The organism is Streptomyces sp. AC555_RSS877, assembly GCF_019049245.1.
In the GTDB taxonomy this organism is placed as follows: domain Bacteria; phylum Actinomycetota; class Actinomycetes; order Streptomycetales; family Streptomycetaceae; genus Streptomyces.
Map to the genome: position 1 here is coordinate 1 of NZ_JAGMUK010000063.1, position 14,807 is coordinate 14,807.

Sequence of the window (14,807 nt, forward strand, 5' to 3'; positions counted from 1 at the left end):
CTTGGCGAGCTGGAGCATCGTCTCCTTGATGAAGTCGGCCGGGCGCTGGAGGTCGACCCGGTCCGCGTGGAAGTCGCTCAGGTAGACGGGGTGGCGGCTGGTGGTGCCGTACGGACACAGTCCCCAGGCCGGGCGCGCACGATCTTTGCGGCCTGGTCGTCGTCGGGCGAGGCCGGGATGCCCCGGTCCAGCGCGCGGCAGCCGGCCGCGTGCGAGTTGGCGAGGTCGGCGGCCTCCTTCTCCGTCAGTCGGTTGCGGCTGGTGCTGCTGGCTGCGCGGTAGGTGCAGCCGAGGCAGGCGGCGGCGAAGGACGACGTTCCTCGATCGCCGTCGGCGGTGTAGACGAGGACGATCGCGCCCTCCTGTTCTCCGACGACGCCGCGGTATCGCTGGACGACGATTGTGCCGTCCGGCGTCCACGTCGCCGTGTCCTGTACCTCGGGACGGCGGGGGAACAGGGTGCTGAGCATGGGGACTCTCCTTCGGGATGGTCGTTGGTCAGGCCGCGAGTCGGTGTGTGGCCGGGGAGGTCATGACGGTGTCGGTGATGACCGCGGCCGCCAGGCCGGCGGCCATACGGGCGTATGCGATGCGCCCTGCCGTGGTGCCGACGAGCACGCCGCCGACCACACTCATGCTGTCGATCAGGTTCGCGCCGATGGTGCGCGCGACGGTGGTGGAACTGGTCACGGACCCCCTTCAATTCGGTGCAGGCGGGCGGCTCTTCCGGCCCTCCTCATCGCCCCAGCCCTACGGGCGGTTGGGGCGGAACGGGGAGCCGTCAGGCAGCGCGTTCGACGATGGGCTGGTGCATGTCGCGGTGGTGAAGATCGACCTGGTGACCGCGACGGTGAAGGCGCCGGGCCAGCAGATACGCCGCATAAATGATCTTGCAGCTGAGGCAGTGCGGCTGAGCCGTAGGCTGCCTGCCATGGCGCGATTCGATGGGGTCATGGCGACGTTCTGGGGTGACGGTGATTACTACGTCCAGCAGCCCCTCATGGACGAGATGGTGCGAGAAGCCGAGCGTGCGCTCGGTGTGAGGCTGCCCTCGGCCCTGCTTGACCTTCTGCGGATCCAGAACGGCGGCATCGTGGCTTCTGATCACGATGCGTTCCCCACCAGCCAGCCGACCTCGTGGAGCGAAGACCACGTTCCCTTCGACAGCCTGATGGGCATCGGGCGACGCGATGGGATGACTTCGTTGCTCGACACCCCGTACTTGGTCGAGGAATGGGGCATGCCAGCACCACTTGTGCTGCTCTCCGGCGACGGGCACTACTGGATCGGGCTCGATTACCGCACCTGCGGGCGAGATGGCGAGCCTTCGGTAACTTGGTTCGAGACCGACCTCGCCACGGAGTTCATCCTGGCTGGTGACTTCTGCTCGTTCGTCGAGGGACTCATCGCGGGCAGTACATATGGTGACGGCTCTGCTGGTGGCTCAGTACTAGCTTGATGACCGCTGCGTCTTCCGGGCCAAGAGAGTGATCACGAGCTGGCCGACCTGAGCACACGGGGCAGATGGACGTGAAGGTGCTCGGCCTCGACCTCGTGGCCGCGTTCCCGATGTGCTCGGGCAAGGAGCTGTGCAAGTCCGCTGGCCCTTTCCCAATCAAGGGCAGCCGGGCCTTCGTTCGATGTATGCAGACAGTGCGCGATCATCTGGACCGTGACCTCTATGACTCCATCCGAGCCCAGCGCTGCTGAGAGCAATCGGATCAAGGTGTGGTACCGATTTGTGCCGCGTGAAGGCTGGCTTCCCCATGACACTGAGGGGCTCTGGGCCACGCGCCTGAGCGGCGATACCGCCAGGGTGGAGAACGTCCCCTTCCTGCAATACGGGGTGGCCGAGGGCGAGATCGTGCGATTCGTGACACACACCGACGGCGTCCACTGGGCGAAGGAACGGGTGGAGGCATCGGGTAACTGCACTATCCGGGTCCTGCCCGTTCCCTCCGGTCCGCTGGGGAGAAGTGCTCAGGCTGTGCACGAGCGGCTGTCGCCGTTCGGCCTGGGCGGCGAGGTTTTCAGCGAGGAGTTCCCGTTGGTCGCCGTCACCGTGCCGGCCGATGCAGACCTTGGTGGGATCAAGGCGTTGCTCGTCCGCGGCCAGGAGGATGGGTGGTGGCACTTCGAAGTTGGCTGTGTCACGGATGCATGGCGCGACGCGTAGTCCAGCCGCCGAGAACGGCCCCGCATGGGGCAGGGCCGGTAGATGCGTCGGCGGTGCGGGGTGGTCAGCGTCGCGGCTCGGGTTCTCCCGTAGCCCGACGAGGTGGTGGTGCGTCGTCGGTGAAGACGGGCACGCCGAGGTGGACCAGTTGAGGGCGTCCGTCGGTGGACGTGTTCTTGAGACTGCTGAGCTTTGCCATCCCAGCGTCGAAGCTGACCTGCTGGGCCTGGGCGATTGCGGCGAGCAGTTGCCGAAACACTCCATCGGTATCTGTGCTCGTGCATTCGGGACTCCCTGTATTCACGAGGCGCATGGACCAACCAGCTTGGACAGGACAACTTTCGGCGGGAATTTACGAGCAGGTGGACGTGGTTGTCGGGCATCTCTACAAGTACCGTGATCTCGGGCTGCCGTTGAGAGCGGTTTGTGGCGAACGGGTGCGTTTCAGCCAAGCCGCCGGGACAGGGGCGTGAGCGATAGGGGGCGCCTCGTGCGCCCTCTGTGGCCCACGGGCTCAATCAGCCCGGCCTCCCACTCGCGGGTCGACCGGTGTGAGAACACCGAGCCGGTCCTCGATCGCCTGGGCCGCGCCCAGGCACAGGTCCTCCCGGAACGCGCGCCCGACGATCTGTACTCCGCAGGGGAGCCCGTCGACCATCCCGGTCGGTATGGCCACACCGGGTACGCCCACGAAGCTGGTCACGGTGCACAGGCGCATTCCCGACCCGACACGATCCCTACCCGACCTGTCACGCGACTCCAGCCCCGGCTCGACCGGTGGCTCGGTGAAGACTGGGCCGAGCAACAGCGGGTATTCGTTGAGGAATTCGGCCCATGAGCGACGGATGTTCATCCAGGTGCCCATCAACTTCATGAACTCCTCCGCGCTGACGGGCGGGGTCTGCTCCATCGCCATCTCGATATAGCGGTTCCCGCCCTTGCCGAGCAGCTTGCGCACCACCGGCCAGGTCGGGGCGAACTCGGTCACAGTGATCCGGCCGTACGCCTCGAGGGCCTCATCCATCCGCGGTACGTCCTGCTCCTCGCGCACGTTGTATCCAGCGTCGCGGAGCGCATCGGCCGCGGACGCGATGGCTGCGCGAATTGTGGGGTGGACGCCGTGCCCGCCAGGGTCCGCCACGACCGCGACCTTCACCCGTCCGGGGAGCGGTTCGCCGTAGGCGGGCACCGGCACGGCCCGCGGGTCTCGCGGATCGGCCCCAGCCAGCGCCTCGAAAGCCAGCCGTAGGTCGCCCACGCTCCGGGCCAGCGGGCCGTCGGTGACCAGCATCTGGGACGCCGGGCCCGGGTCGTCCGGGCCGAGCACGCGATGGTCGGCGGGGAACCGGCCCGTGGACGGTTTCAGCCCGGCCACACCGCAGAACTGGGCCGGGATGCGCACTGAGCCGCCAGAGTCGTTACCGAGCCCGAGCGCTGCCATACCCGTGGCAACGGCCACCGCGTCGCCTCCGCTGGAGCCGCCCGGGGTCCGGCTGCTGTCCCACGGGTTGACCGTGTCGCCGAACAGCTCGCTGCGCGTGTGCATCCCCGCCAGGATCAGGGTGGGGATGTTGCTGTGCCCGATGGGGATGGCCCCGGCTGCGCGCAGCCGTGCCACCGGGAGTGCGTCGGCCGACGCCACCAGATCACGGAAGCGCTCCGTGCCGAACGTGGTCGGCACGCCTTCGATGGCGGTGCTCTCCTTCACCGTGAAGGGCACGCCCGCGAGGGGCCCCAGCGCTTCACCGGCGGCCCGCCGACGGTCCGTCTCTGCCGCGGCCTCGCGTGCGCGCTCCGCCAGGAGCTGCGTGACCGCGTTCACCTGCGGGTTGACCTCGGCGATGCGATCCAGGTGACTGTCGACCAGTTCGACCGCTGAGACCTCTGCGCTGCGCACAGCCTCCGCCTGCGCGGCGGCCGGCATCTTCCACAGGGCATCCTGCATGGCTTTACCTTCCTCACCCACGTACCAATGCGCTTGCATCGGAACCGTATCCGGGAACCGATACATGCGCATCGCATAAACTGCGCTGCGAAGCGGAGCGCTGCGAAATTGAGAGGCGATCAGACATGCCCAGGCAGGTGGATCACGTGAGCCGACGCCGCCTCATCGCCGAGGCCGTATGCCACCTCGCCGACGAACGCGGACTGGAGGGCGTGACCCTTCGCGATGTCGCCGCCCGCGCGCAGGTGTCGATGGGCGCAGTTCAGCGGTGCTTCCGCACCAAGGAAGAGATGCTCGTGTTCGCTCTCGAGCACATCAGCGAGCGGATCAGCGAGCGCGTACAGGCCCGCCTCCTCAGGAGCCCAGCCCAGTCGGCCAGCACCGCCCTGGGCCATGCGGCCACCGAGATCTCACTGCTCCGGGAAGAGCACCGCGCTGAGGCCAGGGTCTGGCTCGCCTTCGTCGCGCAGGCGGCTGTGAACAAGACGCTCGCCAGGACGCTGACAGCGAACTACGCAACCCTGCAGGAGGCGTTCACCCGCCTCATCTCGGAAGCCGGCCAGGGCGCCGACCGCGCCGTGCGCCTCGATCCGCAACTCGAGGCCCGCACCCTCCTCGCCCTCGCGGACGGCCTCACCGCGCACGTCCTCATCGGCCACCTCACCCCGCACGACGCACACGACGTCCTCCACACGCACCTGGCCCGCCTCTGGGAGCAACCGGTCACGCGCACCACCTCCCCGGACTCCCCACTTCCATGAACCGGACCAAGTGAGGCGGGAGGCGACAGGCGAATCGAGCCGCCAACGATCAGCTTCGGCTGTCACCAGGGGCAGACAGCACCGACGCCCGGCGGGAGTCCAGGTGTTCACCGCAGAAGCCCCAGCAGTTCCAGGGCAGCCTCGCCGATCTCGCCGATCTCGCTGATCTCGCCGTCCGCGACCGAAGCCAGCGGCCGGCCTAACCCGTCACGGACATGTCCGCCACGCAAAGCGTCAGATCAGAACCCATGACGAGCCACCGAGCTATCCATGAGCCAGTGCACGGGCCTGTTTCCGGGCTCTTCCCTGCGAGGATGCAGGTCGCCCAGGCTTGCGGAGCGCGATGCCGCGGATCCAGTCGGCGTCGCCAAGCCCCAAGGCGGTGAGCACCTGGGGTTCGACCTCGGCGCCTACCGGCGCGCCCGCCAGCACCGCATGATCGCGGCCGCCGTCGACGCCGAGCCCGAACTCCTCGACGCCAGCACCCTCCTCACCGCCCCACCCGTGCGCACCGAAATCCCCTTCACCGCGCCCGTCCTTGCGGCCGGCAGCCAACTCGCCCAGGCCGACCGGCTTCTGCGGCAGCAGTGGGGATGCGGCCTGGACGCGCTCGGTGCAGTCCTCGCCACTGCCTCCGACTGGCCCACCAGCGAACACGGCACCGCCACTGTCACCATCGAGGACCTGGTCGCCGAAAGCGCCGCCTGGTCCGGCCTGCCCGCCGACCACCTGCGCGCCGCCGTCAACCGCCTGCGCCTGCACCCCGGCAACGCGGCCAGCACCACCGAGCACGCCTACACCGAGGTCGAACGACGCACCCGCCCCCTGACCCACCCCCTCATCACCGACGGCGAAAACCTCCTCGTCCTGCCCTGACTCGCCCACGCCGCCCGCGAGGCCTACGCGGCCTCCCTCGACGACGGCCGCCTCCCGCACCCTGAACTCCCCGACCTCGTCGACAAAGCCCTCACCCGCCACCGCCAGCAACTCGACCAGCGCCTGGAGTCCGACGTCCGCGAAGCCGCCCGCGCCGCAGGCCTGCCGCACCGTTTCCGCTTCCTGGAGAAGACCGCCGCTCAGCTCGGCGTCCCCGGCCTGACCGGCGAGATCGACCTCCTGGTCGCCGACCCCGACACGGGCCGCCTGTGGGTGATCGAGGCGAAAGAACGCCACCCGGGCCGTCGCGGTGCACGCCCTGCAGCAGCACATCAAGAAGTTCACTACCCGCTACCTGCTCACCAAGGCCGCCACCATCGCCCAGTACGCGGCCCACGCGGCGGCCGCCTGCGGTGCCACGGCCGAAGTCCCCTGGCGGGTGCTGCCGTTGATGGTCACCCGCACCGTCGAGCCGACCGCGTTCCTCGCCGACCCCCGCATCCCCTGCACCACCGCCGACCACCTCGCCACGGTCCTGACCCACCCGGCCGACCCGGAACCCGGATGGATCCCGGCCCCCGCAGCCACCCCATGACCCCCGCCACAGCAGTAGGCGCACGGCGCGAAGGACCGGGGCCGTGTCGGTGACCTCCCTCATGGGGTGACGACATCGCTGGCAGTGGCGACCGGTCGGCGCAGCGCGTAAGGCCAGCACATAGGGGAGCGCGAGTGGGTTCTACGGCTACAGCCGGTCTGGAAAATGAGGCGCTGCAGGAACGCCCGGACCCAGCGGCGCTCGACGCCGACCCGTGACACGAGGCGCTGACGAGGCTCGCCGGATCACCGGCTGCGACGACGCGATGGCACAGGAGGCAGAACAGCGCTGCCACGCCAGCCTGCTCACCCTTCGCGACCTGCGGCTCCTGCTGCTGGCGATGTCGAATGCTGCCAGCTGGGCGCAGGTGCGGCGCACCGTGATCGACGTCCTTGCGGGCAACCCGGAACAGGCGCGGCAGCTCCTGATCATGCATACCCAGATCGAGGTGAAGACGTTCTGGCGGAAAATTCGTGTGCCTCAAAGGACTGGGCGCGTTATCGTCGCCCGCATGAACGTCACCGGCCGAAGCATCATCGCGACCGCGCGAGCGACCAGCTCGCCGGTTGCCGCCGTCTGACCTTCTCCCTTTCCCACCGGCGACCGGAAACGGCCCGTCGGTGGTCCCGTGGCGTTCTTGGCTTCTTGCCCCGGTGCGATGACCAGCGTGGTCCGTTATCCGGTGCCTTCCCCGCTGTGACGCGAAGGAGCCACCCTCATGAACACGGAGACCCTTGTCCGCACGTTCGTCGAGTACTTCGAGGAGCGTGATCACCGCCGGATCACCGGCTCGACGCTGCTGCCACCCCCTGGCGACTCGGTGCTGTTCACCACCTCCGGCATGCATCCGCTCATCCCGTATCTGGAGGGGCGCCCCCATCCGCTGGGCCAGCGACTGGTCAATGTGCAGCGCTGTCTGCGCACCACGGATCTGGAGGAGGTCGGCGATGCCACCCATCTGACTGTCTTCGAGATGCTCGGCACCTGGTCGCTGGGCGACTACGAGGGCTCACTGAGTCTCGACTGGGGGTACAGGCTGCTCACCGATGGACAGGGGGTCGATCCGGGCTTGCTGCATGCCACCGTCTATGGCGGCGATGACCAGATCGGGCCAGACACTGCTTCCCTGCAGTTGTGGCAGAACCTCGGCGTTCCCGTCGAGCTCACCGTGGAGGACAACTGGTGGTCCAACGGACCGGTCGGCCCGTGCGGCCCCGACTCGGAGATCTTCCTGTGGAGCGGTGACACCCCACCCCAGTCGACACCCACACGCGACGACCGCTGGGTAGAGGTCTGGAACCACGTGATGATGCGCCATCGTCGACTCCAGGACGGTTCCCTTGTGCCGCTTCCCCAACGCAACGTCGACACTGGGCTCGGCCTGGAGCGGCTGGCCTCTCTGCTGCAGGGCAAGTCGTCAGTATTCGAATGTGACGTCTTCGACCCCTGGCGCCGTATCGTGCCGGCTCTGTGGCCACTTGACGAACCGTCGCTGCGCCTGGTCTACGACCACCTGCGCTCAGCCATCGTGGTACTCGGCGACGGAGTGCGCCCGGCCAACGCTGGACGGGGCTACGTGCTCCGCCGCCTGCTGCGACGAGTGCTCACCGTTCTGTGGCGGGACGATCCGTCGCGCGGTCTCGGAGACCTGCCGGACGAGTTGGTCTCACACACCCTGGACCACTTCCGCCAGGAAGTAGATCCCAGCGACGTGCGCCGACTGCTGCTCGAGGAGGAGTGCCGGTTCAGTCGGCTCCTTGGACGAGGTCGGCAGGTGCTTGCCCGATCTCGGTTCCAAGGCCCGCTGAAGGATGAGGACTTCCGGTACCTCCACGACACCCACGGTCTGCCTCGCGATCTAGTCACAAGCCTGCGGCAAGAGTGATGGCTCGGGACAGACGCCGCGGGAGATCGCGAAGCCGGTCAGCGGCAGGTAGGGGTGCTCCTGCAGGAGACGCCAGCCGACAGCGAGCTGCCCGTTCTCGCGGGACCCGTACCGCTCCAGCTGCGCCAGCAGTAGCTGGGCTCGCTCGGGTGCCGGTGGACTGAGGAGCATCTGTGACTCCTTGGTGAACAGGGGAGCGCCGCACCGACAGGGGTGGCGGGCGCGGCGCTCCGGAGTGTGTGGCTGGTGGTGTCGGCAGGGGGGCGTGCCCCGGGACCGGCGGGCGGATCGGGACACGCTGCGCGCAGGTCAGCGGGCGGCGAGGGCGGCGCGGTGCTCCTGACGGTGCTCGGTGGCCGCGGGCTCGGCGAGGACCCTGACGTGGTGCAGGACTCCGACGTCGCCGTGCTCGCTGCACACGACGGCGTACCCGTTCCGGCCGGTACATCCGGACTGGGGGAACCGGGGTTTGCCGGAGGGCTTGACCGCGTGCCAGCAGGGACTGTTGTCGGCGTGACGGGGTTCCACATGGACGGTGATGCGCATGAAGGGGTTTCTCCTTGTTGCAGACGAGCGAGCGCCGCCCCCGCGGGGAAGGCGGACGCGGCGCTCGTGGTGTTGTGGTGCTACTGGGTCGTGGTGGGGGTGATCACGAGGAACTGGTCGCTGCTGAGGTCCATCACGACCTGGGCGTCCGTGCCCTGGGCTCGTTGGGCGGCGGCGTACTCCTCCGCCGGCCACGAACCTCGGGGTGCTCCGGCGGGGAATCGCTCCAGAACGGTACGGGACTGCGCGGTGGTCGTGGGCATCACGCGTCACCGCCGTTCACGCGCTCGTGGATCTCGATCAGCGTGCCGATGGTGTCAGGGCTCTCCGCCGTGCCGACCCACTGCCCGAGAGTGGTGAACACGGGCACCGTGTCGGTGTCGGCGTCGAAGACCACGACGTAGTCGCCGTACCTGTCGAGGACCATCTCCTGCAGTGCCCGCGCCGGTGCGGTGGCCAGGACCTCCAGGGCGTCGACGGTGAGCCGGGCGGGCTCCGCCGGGTTGTCGGGCTGGGTGAGGACGCCGGAGACGTGCAGCAGGTCGCCGGGCTGGATCTCGGTGAGCAGCGCGTGCACGATCCCGGGCTTGCTGGTGGTGCAGTACCAGATCACGTCGTCCACGACGTCGTCGGTGGGGGAGACGACCAGCTCGAACCGGGCGGTGTACGGCTCGGCGCCGGGTGTGGGGACGGCGTCGAGGTAGCCGTCGACGGTGAGGTTCTTGGTGTCCATCAGTTGGCCTCCGCCAGGGGCTCGGTGGGGTGAGGGGTACTGGGTCGGGTGGTGCGCTGCGCGAGCACCAGGAGCTCGCGGTTGCGCTGCTTCTGGGCGTCGGTGAGCGGCCGGGCTTTCGCGCCGTGGCGGTGCCAGAGCGGGGAGGCGGGCGGCTCGGGGTAGGCGAGGGCGTGGTCGACCTCGCGTTGGGTGCTGCTCAAGGGAGCCTCCAGGTGGAGGGGTTCAGGCGTGGTCGTCGTCGCGCTGGCGCTTGGGCTGGGCATCGGAGGCGAACCGGCCGAGGCGTGCTTCCACGGGATGGGCGGTGATCCAGTCCTCAGCGCACGTTTTGTGCACGGGCTCGCCGTGGTGGGAGCGCATCGGCGTAGGGGCGCCGCACTCGACACACAGCAGGTCCTGCCAGCGGTCGAAGTGCCGGGCGTCTTTCCAGTCAAGAAGGCCGCCGGGGACCGGGATCAGACCCGGCTCGAACAGCGGCGTCTTGCTGGAGCGGCGTGTCACGGCCGGAAGGCGGGCAGCTGCTGGAGCACCTGCGCCACCAGGTCCGGCGTCGGCTTCCAGGCCGCAAGCGCGCCCGTGGCGGGCACGGGCAGGGCGAGCTCCTGACGTCTTCGAGGACCAGGTGGTGCGCGCCGCGCTCCGCCCACGGGCTGGTGCACCGCTCGGGACCCTGGTCCAGGTGGCAGTCGGTGAGGCGGGCGACGCCGATGACCGCGCCCAGGTGCAGGTCGCGGCCGCGGATTGCGGTGGCGACCAGCGGGTCACGCAGCACGGCGGGCTCCGGCTTCTTCTTCCCGGCGTGGAGGAGGACCCAGCTACGCCACGTCCAGTTGGCGGGCCTGTTTTCCGGGGTCTTCCCGGCGAGGATGCAGGTCGCCCAGGGCTGGCGGATCGTGATGCCGCGGATCCAGTCGCCCTCGGGCAGGGTGGCGATGCTCATGCCGCTCGCCCCCACACCGCCGTGCCCGGCCGGCCCGCACGCCGCCCGTTGATGGACGACACCTTGGCGTGCTCCGGCGTGGCGAGGACGGCGCGGCCGGAGTGCTTGCCGTCGTAGAGAGCGGCGTCGGCGGCGCGCTGCGCCACGGATAGGTCACGGGTGCCGATCACGTCCAGGGCAGCGGCGCCGACCGAGGCGGCGACGTCCACGGCCTGGCCGTCGTCGAGGACGACCGGGGTGCGCAGCATCCGCACCAGCCGTTCGAGGCGGACTTCGCGGCGGGCGCGGGGCAGGTGCAGCACTGCGGCGAACTCGTCTCCACCGAGCCGGCCGACGGCCGCACCCGGACCCGCCCATGCGGTCAGCCGGTCGGCGGTCGCCCGCAGCACCATGTCCCCAGCCGCATGGCCCAGGCGATCGTTGACGTCCTTGAAGTGGTCCTGGTCGACCAGGACCACGACGGTGTCATCGCCGTATCGGCGCAGGACCTGCCGGGCCCGGGCGGTGTAGGCGTCGCGCCGAAGGAGACCGGTGAGCGGGTCCTTCTTGGCTGCGGCGAGTTTCCGGTGCAGCGTGAGGGCGTGCACGGTCCAGCCGGTCAACGGCACGGCGGCGGTGGTCAGTAAGAGTGCGCGCTGCCCGAACCGGGCCTGCACGCGCAGGACGGAGCCCATAATAAGGATCTCCCTCTCGTCTCGTACGGGTTGGGTGGGCCCGGGACAGCCGTCAAGCCGCCAAGCACAGCGGCTGTCCCGGGGCGGAGCTACAGCGTGAAGTCGCTGCGGGTGGTCCAGCTGACGGGGTTGTGCCAGAGGCTGGCCTTCGCGGCGGGCCACTCCATCTGCCATCCGGGCCGAAGCCCGCGCGCTCCCCAGCTGTCCGGCTGCTTGCCGGGGATCTCGAGTCCGGCCGTGTGCGCGGCGAGTGCGGCGTTGTACACCTCGTGTGCGCGGCGCAGGGCCGTGGCCGGGGAGTCGGCGACGCCGGTGAAGACGTGCAGACCATGCCGGTTCGGGCCGGTGGTGTCGTGGATCGGGACGTCCACCTCATAGATGCGCAGGTGCATGACGTCCAGCTCCTTTCTGTGCTCGGTGTTGGTGCCTCGGTGTTGAGGGACCACCGCGACCGCCCCGACCTCTGTCGTGCGGGGAGGGTCGGGGCGGCACGGAGCGTCCGTCACGCCGGTGAGGGCGGGTCAGAACTCCAGGTGGATCGTGATCGGGCACCGGGGGTCACTGGCGGCTGTGTGGACGGTGCGGCGGTGCGCGGCGAGGCCGGCGGCCCCGCCCTGAATCGGCAGGTGGCAGTCCTGGCAGCCGCGCCACCATTCATCCCCGGTCGGGAGGTCGGCCGGGGTGATCGGGTGCGGGTGGGGGCCGTCGGCCGCGCGGCTCATGCGACGGCGTCCGCGTACTGCGCCTCTAAATCGGCGCGGCCCTGGGGGTCGTCGTCCTGGTCGTCGCCGTTGTTCGGGCCGTGGACGGTACAGACGATGTCCTCGTCATCGTCCAGGTCGCCGTTCAGCGCGCGGAACAGGCAGGTCACGCTGTAGGCGGGCACCCAGGCGTAGCCGGTGCCTTCGTCGTCGTGGGGGCACTGCACCATCACGTCGAACCCGATGTCGCCCTCGCCGTCCACGTCGGTGCGCAGGGCGAGGGTGAGGTACATCTGACCGAGGCGGATCTCGCCGACGCGGTCGCCGCCTGCGACGTTCGAACCGGGCTTCCACCGCCACAGCGGCACGATCTCCTCGCCGAACACCCGGCGTACGAGCAGCAGGTCGCCCAGGCCGTCGCCGTCGTCCAGTCCGAGGTCGGCGGTCCGGGCCTCACTCAGCCGCTTCAGGTACGGCAGCAGCCGGTAGAGGCTGTCGGCGAAGACGACCTCGTTGAAGCCCTCGGAGAGCAGCTGCGGGTGGGAATGGACCATCGCTTTGTGCTGCGCGAGGACGGTGTCGTCCGGCACGGTCCGGTTGGCCGGCCTCGGGCCCTGGCGCTCCACACACACGGAGGCAGGGGTGGACACCATGACCGCGATGACGGGCATGTTGTGCCGTTTGGCGGCGGCCACCAGCGGCTCCCTCGCCGGCCTGGTGACGTTCGTAGCGTCGACGACCGTGAACTTCCGCCGGGCCATGCGGCGTTCCAGGATCAGGTGCAGGGCGCCGACGGCGTCGCCGGTCGCCTCCTGGCAACCTTCGTCGTCGCTGACCGCACCCCTGAGGGCATCGAGCGAGAGGACCTGGGAGGCGGGCCAGGTGCCGGCCAGCGTGGACTTGCCCGCACCGGACGCGCCGATGAGGACCACCAGGCAGCTTTCCGGTAGCTGCGGATAGGTCAGCGAGGTCATACGAGTTCTCCTTGCGGGTCAAGGGAGCGGGCAGCCCAGATCAGGCGCTGCCCGGCGTTGTCGGTGATCAGGGCGGCGGCCTCGTGCAGCGGGCACGAGGCGTCACCGTCGCGGTCGGGTTCGATCTGCTCAGCCCGGAGCGCGGCGGCGGTGAGCAGCTGCGCGACGGTCGCGATGAACCCGCCGGGCGGGTCGGTGTCCTCGATGAGCTCGCGCAGGATCGCGGCGAGCTCCGCCTGGTCGACATCGTCGGCGCTGAGGTCGTCCTCGATCTGCTGCAGGGCGAGCTGGGCGATGCCGACCGAGGCGCGCACGCGCTCCAGGCGGGTGCGTGAGCGGGTGGTCACCGCGTGGTCGCCTTGGTGGTGGCGATGAGGGCGGCGAGGGTCTCCCAGCCGTGATGCCACGCGCTGTCGAGGCAGTACGCGCCATTGATGCCGTGGTCGGCCAGGCGCCAGAAGTTGCCCTTGCCGGTCTTCGTGGCGAGCGTCTCCAGAAGGCCGTCCGGCACCCTGCGGTCCGCGGCGTAGTGCGTGGCGAAGGACAGGGCGAGCGCGGCTACGGCGGCGCCGGGGTGCAGCCGGATGCCCAGGACCCGGGCGCCGGCCCCGACCGCGAGGGCCTGGGTGGCGGTGTAGGTCAGGCAGTGCCAGGCGCATGCCTTGACGCCGTCGGCCGTGCCGTGGACGGTCGGTTCGTCGTCCGGGGTGGCGGCGAAGTGGACGGGCTTGTCGTCGGTGGCGCCCTTGACGCGGGCGCAGTAGTCGGACTGCACGAAATGATCACCGATGTTGGACCCGGCGCGGCCCAAGCCGAGGACGGCGGCGAAGAAGGCGGAGCGATGCGTCATGCTGGATTTCTCCTGATCTCACAGAAGGTGAATGGGAGTTGGGGCGGCTGGCGCGGTTCGAGCGCGCCAGCCGCCCCTTCGAGTCCGGGTGTTCACGGCCGGGGGTCGCCCCAGGCGCGCAGGCGGTGCTGGCTGTGGCAGTCGGGCCGGTCGCTGTGGTGCGGGAAGCGACCGCCGGTGGCGCGCAGGTCGTTGAGGACCTCGAGTAAGTCCCACTCGCCGTCCAGGGCGGTGTCGACGTAGCCGTGTGTGCAGGTGCAGGGCGCGATGAGGGTGAGGACGTCGCGCTCCTGGTCGCCGTCGACGGTGTGGTGCAGCCACCATCCGCCGTCCAGGTAGGCAACGGCGCACGGCTCCAGTCCGGCCTCCGGCAGGGCGGGCCGGCCGGTCCAGTCGTCTTCGTCCACGGCCTTGCCGAGGGTGTCGGGGTAGCGGCTCCAGACGTGGTCCAGGGCGGCGGTCTTGGCGTCCTCGCGCTGTTCGTCCTCGCCCTGCATACCGATCTCCAGGGCGATGTCGAAGAGCAGGGCCAGCGGCGAGTCCGCGCCGACCGCGACGGCGGGCGTGGTGAAGGTCTCGGTCACGTGCAACTCCTTCGGGTGTTCCGGGCGACCGGGCTGTCCGGTCCTCCGCGTCGTCCCCGGCCAGCGCAGGAGGCTGACCGGGGGCGGCACGGGGAGCCGTCAGAACGGGGGTTCGTCCGGCCAGAGGTCCCGGACGGGCAGGAGCCGGAGGGTTCGCGCGGGGCGGTCCCAGCACCAGCACATCTCGCCGCCTGGGTAGAGGCCCTCGGACCACCAGCCGCCCTCGCCCCTGCAGTCGGGGCAGCCCGGGCGGGGCCTGGGGGAGAGCCGGATGGCGTTCCGGGAAGCGGTCAGTGCCCAGGCGCCTGCCTGGAGAGCGACGGCGGCCGCCGTGGCCGTGAGCGGTACGGCGGCCGCGAGCAGCAGAGCGGTTCGGGCGCGCACCGCGTTCAGTTCCGGGTCGGGTGCGGCAGGACCAGGAACTGGGTGCCCGTGCCGCTGTCGCTGGGCCGGCGGCCAGGAAGTCGGGCTCCGCCTTGGCGAGCTGGAGCATCGTCTCCTTGATGAAGTCGGCCGGGCGCTGGAGGTCGACCCGGTCCGCGTGGAAGTCGCTCAGGTAGACGG

Annotated in this window: 25 protein-coding genes and 1 pseudogene; 7 read left to right on the forward strand and 19 right to left on the reverse strand. The window is 69.8% G+C overall.

What is annotated here, in order from left to right; all coding sequences use genetic code 11:
* Window positions 1-77 precede the first annotated feature (77 nt).
* Both KUM49_RS28390 and KUM49_RS28395 read right to left on the reverse strand, forming a co-directional pair.
* Window positions 78-470, reverse strand: a complete 393-nt coding sequence (locus tag KUM49_RS28390) for a hypothetical protein (RefSeq protein ID WP_217239811.1) — start codon at window positions 468-470, stop codon at window positions 78-80.
* Window positions 471-498: 28 nt separating this feature from the next.
* Window positions 499-690 carry a hypothetical protein gene (locus tag KUM49_RS28395; RefSeq protein WP_217239812.1) on the reverse strand — a complete coding sequence of 64 codons (192 nt, stop codon included), beginning with the start codon at window positions 688-690 and terminating at the stop codon, window positions 499-501.
* A 130-nt stretch (window positions 691-820) separates the two neighbouring features.
* Between KUM49_RS28395 and KUM49_RS28400 the strand changes: the two genes are divergently transcribed.
* On the forward strand, window positions 821-1,459 hold the full coding sequence (locus KUM49_RS28400; protein WP_308406774.1) for an SMI1/KNR4 family protein: 639 nt from the start codon (window positions 821-823) through the stop codon (window positions 1,457-1,459).
* Between the two features lie 222 nt (window positions 1,460-1,681).
* Window positions 1,682-2,176 (forward strand): DUF4265 domain-containing protein, encoded by a 495-nt coding sequence (locus KUM49_RS28405; RefSeq protein ID WP_217239813.1) that lies wholly within the window; start codon window positions 1,682-1,684, stop codon window positions 2,174-2,176.
* 514 nt (window positions 2,177-2,690) lie between these two features.
* Here the strand turns inward: KUM49_RS28405 and KUM49_RS28410 are convergent.
* Complete coding sequence (locus KUM49_RS28410; protein WP_217239814.1) at window positions 2,691-4,121, reverse strand: amidase; 1,431 nt, start codon at window positions 4,119-4,121, stop codon at window positions 2,691-2,693.
* 125 nt (window positions 4,122-4,246) lie between these two features.
* Here KUM49_RS28410 and KUM49_RS28415 point away from each other — a divergent pair, with 125 nt between their 5' ends.
* On the forward strand, window positions 4,247-4,882 hold the full coding sequence (locus KUM49_RS28415; protein WP_217239815.1) for a TetR/AcrR family transcriptional regulator: 636 nt from the start codon (window positions 4,247-4,249) through the stop codon (window positions 4,880-4,882).
* 107 nt (window positions 4,883-4,989) lie between these two features.
* Here KUM49_RS28415 and KUM49_RS49875 read toward each other — a convergent pair whose 3' ends face one another.
* On the reverse strand, window positions 4,990-5,112 hold the full coding sequence (locus KUM49_RS49875; RefSeq protein ID WP_302185489.1) for a hypothetical protein: 123 nt from the start codon (window positions 5,110-5,112) through the stop codon (window positions 4,990-4,992).
* Window positions 5,113-5,152: 40 nt separating this feature from the next.
* Between KUM49_RS49875 and KUM49_RS48655 the strand changes: the two genes are divergently transcribed.
* The 4 genes from KUM49_RS48655 (at window position 5,153) to KUM49_RS28430 (ending at window position 8,238) form a co-directional block, all read left to right on the forward strand.
* Window positions 5,153-5,758, forward strand: coding sequence for a hypothetical protein (locus tag KUM49_RS48655; protein WP_254401916.1), 606 nt, complete (start codon window positions 5,153-5,155; stop codon window positions 5,756-5,758).
* Window positions 5,759-6,068: 310 nt separating this feature from the next.
* A complete protein-coding gene (locus KUM49_RS48660) occupies window positions 6,069-6,353 on the forward strand; it encodes a hypothetical protein (protein ID WP_254401917.1) in 285 nt (94 codons plus the stop codon).
* 265 nt (window positions 6,354-6,618) lie between these two features.
* The gene (locus KUM49_RS28425; protein ID WP_217239816.1) at window positions 6,619-6,933 is read left to right on the forward strand and encodes a hypothetical protein; all 315 of its coding nucleotides are present in this window, start codon (window positions 6,619-6,621) and stop codon (window positions 6,931-6,933) included.
* 138 nt (window positions 6,934-7,071) lie between these two features.
* The gene (locus tag KUM49_RS28430) at window positions 7,072-8,238 is read left to right on the forward strand and encodes an alanine--tRNA ligase-related protein (protein WP_217239817.1); all 1,167 of its coding nucleotides are present in this window, start codon (window positions 7,072-7,074) and stop codon (window positions 8,236-8,238) included.
* Here KUM49_RS28430 and KUM49_RS28435 read toward each other — a convergent pair.
* The 15 genes and pseudogenes from KUM49_RS28435 to KUM49_RS28505 form a co-directional block, all read right to left on the reverse strand.
* A complete protein-coding gene (locus KUM49_RS28435; RefSeq protein ID WP_217239818.1) occupies window positions 8,212-8,409 on the reverse strand; it encodes a hypothetical protein in 198 nt (65 codons plus the stop codon). The genes KUM49_RS28430 and KUM49_RS28435 overlap by 27 nt on opposite strands.
* A gap of 138 nt (window positions 8,410-8,547) precedes the next feature.
* Window positions 8,548-8,784 carry a hypothetical protein gene (locus tag KUM49_RS28440; protein ID WP_217239819.1) on the reverse strand — a complete coding sequence of 79 codons (237 nt, stop codon included), beginning with the start codon at window positions 8,782-8,784 and terminating at the stop codon, window positions 8,548-8,550.
* Window positions 8,785-8,864: 80 nt separating this feature from the next.
* Window positions 8,865-9,047 carry a hypothetical protein gene (locus KUM49_RS28445; RefSeq protein WP_217239820.1) on the reverse strand — a complete coding sequence of 61 codons (183 nt, stop codon included), beginning with the start codon at window positions 9,045-9,047 and terminating at the stop codon, window positions 8,865-8,867.
* Window positions 9,047-9,517 carry a hypothetical protein gene (locus KUM49_RS28450; protein ID WP_217239821.1) on the reverse strand — a complete coding sequence of 157 codons (471 nt, stop codon included), beginning with the start codon at window positions 9,515-9,517 and terminating at the stop codon, window positions 9,047-9,049. The genes KUM49_RS28445 and KUM49_RS28450 overlap by 1 nt, the downstream gene beginning before the upstream one ends.
* Window positions 9,517-9,720: a hypothetical protein gene (locus KUM49_RS28455; protein ID WP_217239822.1), complete on the reverse strand. Its 204-nt coding sequence runs from the start codon at window positions 9,718-9,720 to the stop codon at window positions 9,517-9,519. Before KUM49_RS28455 ends, KUM49_RS28450 begins: the two co-directional genes overlap by 1 nt.
* 22 nt (window positions 9,721-9,742) lie before the next feature.
* Window positions 9,743-10,021, reverse strand: coding sequence for a hypothetical protein (locus KUM49_RS28460; RefSeq protein WP_217239823.1), 279 nt, complete (start codon window positions 10,019-10,021; stop codon window positions 9,743-9,745).
* Window positions 10,018-10,460, reverse strand: a pseudogene (locus tag KUM49_RS28465) (hypothetical protein). The gene KUM49_RS28460 and the pseudogene KUM49_RS28465 overlap by 4 nt, the downstream one beginning before the upstream one ends.
* A complete protein-coding gene (locus KUM49_RS28470) occupies window positions 10,457-11,134 on the reverse strand; it encodes a GGDEF domain-containing protein (protein ID WP_217239824.1) in 678 nt (225 codons plus the stop codon). Before KUM49_RS28470 ends, KUM49_RS28465 begins: the two are co-directional and overlap by 4 nt.
* A gap of 89 nt (window positions 11,135-11,223) precedes the next feature.
* Window positions 11,224-11,526 (reverse strand): hypothetical protein, encoded by a 303-nt coding sequence (locus KUM49_RS28475; RefSeq protein ID WP_217239825.1) that lies wholly within the window; start codon window positions 11,524-11,526, stop codon window positions 11,224-11,226.
* Window positions 11,527-11,655: 129 nt separating this feature from the next.
* Window positions 11,656-11,856 carry a hypothetical protein gene (locus KUM49_RS28480; protein WP_217239826.1) on the reverse strand — a complete coding sequence of 67 codons (201 nt, stop codon included), beginning with the start codon at window positions 11,854-11,856 and terminating at the stop codon, window positions 11,656-11,658.
* Complete coding sequence (locus KUM49_RS28485) at window positions 11,853-12,809, reverse strand: ATP-binding protein (RefSeq protein ID WP_217239827.1); 957 nt, start codon at window positions 12,807-12,809, stop codon at window positions 11,853-11,855. The genes KUM49_RS28480 and KUM49_RS28485 overlap by 4 nt, the downstream gene beginning before the upstream one ends.
* On the reverse strand, window positions 12,806-13,156 hold the full coding sequence (locus tag KUM49_RS28490) for a hypothetical protein (protein ID WP_217239828.1): 351 nt from the start codon (window positions 13,154-13,156) through the stop codon (window positions 12,806-12,808). Before KUM49_RS28490 ends, KUM49_RS28485 begins: the two co-directional genes overlap by 4 nt.
* Entirely contained in the window at window positions 13,153-13,659 is a 507-nt protein-coding gene (locus KUM49_RS28495) for a hypothetical protein (protein ID WP_217239829.1), read from the reverse strand. The genes KUM49_RS28490 and KUM49_RS28495 overlap by 4 nt, the downstream gene beginning before the upstream one ends.
* A gap of 92 nt (window positions 13,660-13,751) precedes the next feature.
* Window positions 13,752-14,243, reverse strand: coding sequence for a hypothetical protein (locus KUM49_RS28500; protein WP_217239830.1), 492 nt, complete (start codon window positions 14,241-14,243; stop codon window positions 13,752-13,754).
* 99 nt (window positions 14,244-14,342) lie between these two features.
* The gene (locus KUM49_RS28505; RefSeq protein ID WP_308406775.1) at window positions 14,343-14,627 is read right to left on the reverse strand and encodes a hypothetical protein; all 285 of its coding nucleotides are present in this window, start codon (window positions 14,625-14,627) and stop codon (window positions 14,343-14,345) included.
* Window positions 14,628-14,807: the final 180 nt, after the last annotated feature.

Excerpts from the sequence above, each read along its gene's own strand:
- KUM49_RS28390 (WP_217239811.1), bottom strand. The coding sequence starts at position 470 with ATGCTCAGCACCCTGTTCCCCCGCCGTCCCGAGGTACAGGACACGGCG.
- KUM49_RS28405 (WP_217239813.1), top strand. The coding sequence starts at position 1,682 with ATGACTCCATCCGAGCCCAGCGCTGCTGAGAGCAATCGGATCAAGGTG.
- KUM49_RS28410 (WP_217239814.1), bottom strand. The coding sequence starts at position 4,121 with ATGCAGGATGCCCTGTGGAAGATGCCGGCCGCCGCGCAGGCGGAGGCT.
- KUM49_RS28415 (WP_217239815.1), top strand. The coding sequence starts at position 4,247 with ATGCCCAGGCAGGTGGATCACGTGAGCCGACGCCGCCTCATCGCCGAG.
- KUM49_RS48655 (WP_254401916.1), top strand. The coding sequence starts at position 5,153 with ATGAGCCAGTGCACGGGCCTGTTTCCGGGCTCTTCCCTGCGAGGATGC.
- KUM49_RS28425 (WP_217239816.1), top strand. The coding sequence starts at position 6,619 with ATGGCACAGGAGGCAGAACAGCGCTGCCACGCCAGCCTGCTCACCCTT.
- KUM49_RS28430 (WP_217239817.1), top strand. The coding sequence starts at position 7,072 with ATGAACACGGAGACCCTTGTCCGCACGTTCGTCGAGTACTTCGAGGAG.
- KUM49_RS28435 (WP_217239818.1), bottom strand. The coding sequence starts at position 8,409 with ATGCTCCTCAGTCCACCGGCACCCGAGCGAGCCCAGCTACTGCTGGCG.
- KUM49_RS28440 (WP_217239819.1), bottom strand. The coding sequence starts at position 8,784 with ATGCGCATCACCGTCCATGTGGAACCCCGTCACGCCGACAACAGTCCC.
- KUM49_RS28445 (WP_217239820.1), bottom strand. The coding sequence starts at position 9,047 with ATGCCCACGACCACCGCGCAGTCCCGTACCGTTCTGGAGCGATTCCCC.
- KUM49_RS28450 (WP_217239821.1), bottom strand. The coding sequence starts at position 9,517 with ATGGACACCAAGAACCTCACCGTCGACGGCTACCTCGACGCCGTCCCC.
- KUM49_RS28470 (WP_217239824.1), bottom strand. The coding sequence starts at position 11,134 with ATGGGCTCCGTCCTGCGCGTGCAGGCCCGGTTCGGGCAGCGCGCACTC.
- KUM49_RS28475 (WP_217239825.1), bottom strand. The coding sequence starts at position 11,526 with ATGCACCTGCGCATCTATGAGGTGGACGTCCCGATCCACGACACCACC.
- KUM49_RS28480 (WP_217239826.1), bottom strand. The coding sequence starts at position 11,856 with ATGAGCCGCGCGGCCGACGGCCCCCACCCGCACCCGATCACCCCGGCC.
- KUM49_RS28485 (WP_217239827.1), bottom strand. The coding sequence starts at position 12,809 with ATGACCTCGCTGACCTATCCGCAGCTACCGGAAAGCTGCCTGGTGGTC.
- KUM49_RS28495 (WP_217239829.1), bottom strand. The coding sequence starts at position 13,659 with ATGACGCATCGCTCCGCCTTCTTCGCCGCCGTCCTCGGCTTGGGCCGC.